Consider the following 3,014-nt stretch of genomic DNA (forward strand, 5'->3'; position numbering starts at 1 on the left):
TTCCAGCACCGCCCATTGCGCGTCCGTCAGATCTCCACGTGCCACAAACCAAGATCATCCCATGTTCAAGATCCACTTTTGACACACGCCCTAGGAGTTGTCGTCAAATGTGACGCCCACATCAGCAGCGATGCGAGGGTAACGGCTGCTTGGTAAGACTCGGCGGTCTTGTCGTAACGGGTGGCGATGCCGCGCCGTTGCTTGAGGCGGTTGAAGCACCGCTCGACGACGTTGCGCCGCTTGGAGACCTGCTTGCCAAAGGCCGGCGGACGTCCGCCATGGCTGCCGCGTCGGAGCCGGTTGCGAATTTGGTCGGACCGCTCCGGGATGGTGTGCCGGATGTTCCGTCGCCGCAGCCAGCCGCGTATGGCCTTGGCGCTGCAGCCCTTGTCGCCGATGACGTGGCCGGGGCGGACCCGGGGCCGTCCCAGCCCTAGCCGGGGCACCCGGATCGCCTTATCACGGCGGTGAACTGGGTGCAGTGGTTGGTGTTCCCGCCGGTGACCGTGAAGGCGAGCGGTCGCCCCAGAGCATCGCAAGCCAGGTGGATCTTGCTGGTCAGGCCGCCTCTTGACCGGCCGGGTCCCGGATTGCAGAGCCCCCCTTTCCCGCTCCGGCCGCGTGCTGGTGGGCTCGGACGATCGTGGAGTCGACCGAGACCAGCCACTCGATGTCCCCGGCTGCGTCGGCCCTGGCCTGGGCGGCCCGGAGCATCCGCTCGAAGGTGCCGCCCTTGGCCCACCGGCGGAAGCGGGTGTGCAGAGTGGCCCAGGAGCCGTACCGCTCGGGCACGTCCCGCCAGGCCGTTCCGGTTCGGAACTTCCATACGATCCCGTCGAGAACCATCCGGTCGCCCAGCCGCTGCTGCCCCGCTCAGACCGGGGCAGCAGCGGCTGCACGAAGGCCCACTCGGCACCGGACAGTTCATGGCGACGTATCACCCGACCACGATCCCCGAATCGAAGATCATTTGACGACAGACCCTAGTCGACATCCCCGCCAACCTTCTGCCGCCGCTGGAAGTCCTGTCCGATGCCAGGGCGCGCGGCGCCGAGTGCGTGTGGGTGGCGAACCGCTGTCTACCGCAACGGCCATCGACCTCGGTGAGCGCGAGACCGACGGGGGCCACTGGTTCCCCCGCGCCTGCCGGCCCTGCACCCGCCGCGCCGTACTGGCCGCCCGCAACGACCACCCCGGCCGGTGCGAGCAGTGCACCGACGACGCCGGGCTCTGTAAGACCCCACAGGCCCTGCCACACCCTCGCCGAGGAGCTCCGACGATGATCTGCGCACGTGCACCGAGCCGATCCGGCCCGACGAGAAACCCGAGGAGATCCACAACGTCGGCGCGACCGCTGTCGGCGCTACCATCGTCGTGCACGCGCGGCCCTGCCGGCGTGCTCCTCAACAGACGGCGCCGAGGTGACGCTGATGCAGGCTCTCCGCGCCCGGCATGGACGCCGATCGTGTCAGGCGTGGGCAAGGACTCCAGCGTCGCCCTGACGGCGAATCAAGGGCGGGGTCTTGACGCTGGAGAGGCGGCCGTCTCCGTCCCCGTCGGAGGCGGCCGCTCAAGCGGCAGGGCGGCTGTACGTATATCCGTCCCGTCTGACCCGTATGGCGCCCGCCTCGGCTGAGCCGCGTGTCCAAGGCGGCACCCAGGCTGCCGGGTCCTGTACCAGGGTGGCCCCCCGAACAGGGCCCGGCACCACCGGCGGAGGCGCCCGTAGACTTCCTGGACCGCACCCTCAGACGGCCCGGCACTCCACCCGGCCAGCCGCTGGCATACCCAGGGCTGTTCGGGTGACCTGTGCGCGTGGCGAATCGATTCTGCACAGGGTGAATGCCAGCGTGATGTTGCCGCCAGCCCAGTGTGGGCCTGTTGCACCGGTGAGGCCTGGTCCAGGCTGGTGGCGGCATCAGGACGCGCGCTGCCCGTTTCTCCCCCGTTCCGGGCGGCTGCGCACCGAGCCCCCGGTCGCGGCTCCGCACTCGACCGGGGGCTTGACGGCGTCTGGCATGTGAGGTCTCAGGACTTCCTTGACGGTTTGTCGTCAGGAGATCCTTGACGGTCCTTCTGGGTGCCCATGCCTTTGACGTAGAGCCTGGTGATCGGCTCGCGGGTCTTGCGCGGCCGGACGGCGAGTTCTTCCTCGCCGTGCAGGATCCGGTAGTGGGTGTCCTCGATGACGACGGTGACGATCTTTCCCGCATGCCGCGGACCGAGCTTGATGAACTGGCCGTTGATCAGGAAGCGGCCGCTCGCATGCACCTTGCGCTGGGCCCGGATGGCACCGGCCGGCAGAGACGGGGGCGGCAGAGGGGACGTCGCCGTTCGTGCCCCGTCGATCTGCCCCAGACGGTCGGCTGGAACCAGGCAGGGCCACGTCCCCATCAGGGCGTCGTCGGCGATGGCGTGCATGAGGTGCCCGTCGAGGCGGAGAGTGATCGTGCGGCCGGCAAGGGCGAATCCGACCTGGTAACGGCCGCCGGCCAGGCAGACGATCCCGTCACGATGGACCTTGCGGTCGACCTGGACCGGTTCACCGGCGGCGAGGATGGCCGTGCCGCTGCGGGCCCTGGGCAGGGCGGCGGGTGCGGGCTCGGGACCGGCCGGGTGGGCGCTGTAGCGCATGGTCAGGTAGGCGAGATCCTCCGGCCGCAGCCGGGACGGGACTGTGGTGACGAGGTGCCCGTCGAGGAGGACCCGCTGCCTGCCCGTGACCAGGGGGATCTCACCGCTGGGCGGCACCCGCACTTTGAACTCGACCGCGGTGCCCTGCGGCGGCGGGGCCGGCGGTTCGACGACCTCGATGGACAACCCCGACCCCGCCGCTGCCTGTTCAGGATGTTCATCATCACCGCGGACGCGGACGGCAGTGTGGGCCGGAAGAGGCTGATCGGGGTGGCCATGTTCAGGGGATCGTGCCCCTCTTCGTGGTGTTGGCGATCAATCGGTAGGCGTGTTCGGGTTGTTGGGTAGCGCGGGGGCGCTTTCGGGGCGGTCGTGGTAGA

1 protein-coding gene and 1 pseudogene are annotated in these 3,014 nt (G+C 69.3%); both read right to left on the reverse strand.

What is annotated here, in order from left to right; all coding sequences use genetic code 11:
- Nucleotides 1-65: 65 nt before the first annotated feature.
- Nucleotides 66-938: pseudogene (locus ACZ7HQ_RS45090) on the reverse strand (IS5 family transposase).
- Between the two features lie 1,090 nt (nucleotides 939-2,028).
- Nucleotides 2,029-2,820: a helix-turn-helix domain-containing protein gene (locus ACZ7HQ_RS45095; protein ID WP_471003353.1), complete on the reverse strand. Its 792-nt coding sequence runs from the start codon at nucleotides 2,818-2,820 to the stop codon at nucleotides 2,029-2,031.
- Between the last annotated feature and the right edge of the window lie 194 nt (nucleotides 2,821-3,014).

This window comes from Streptomyces sp. NPDC037290 (genome assembly GCF_055603245.1).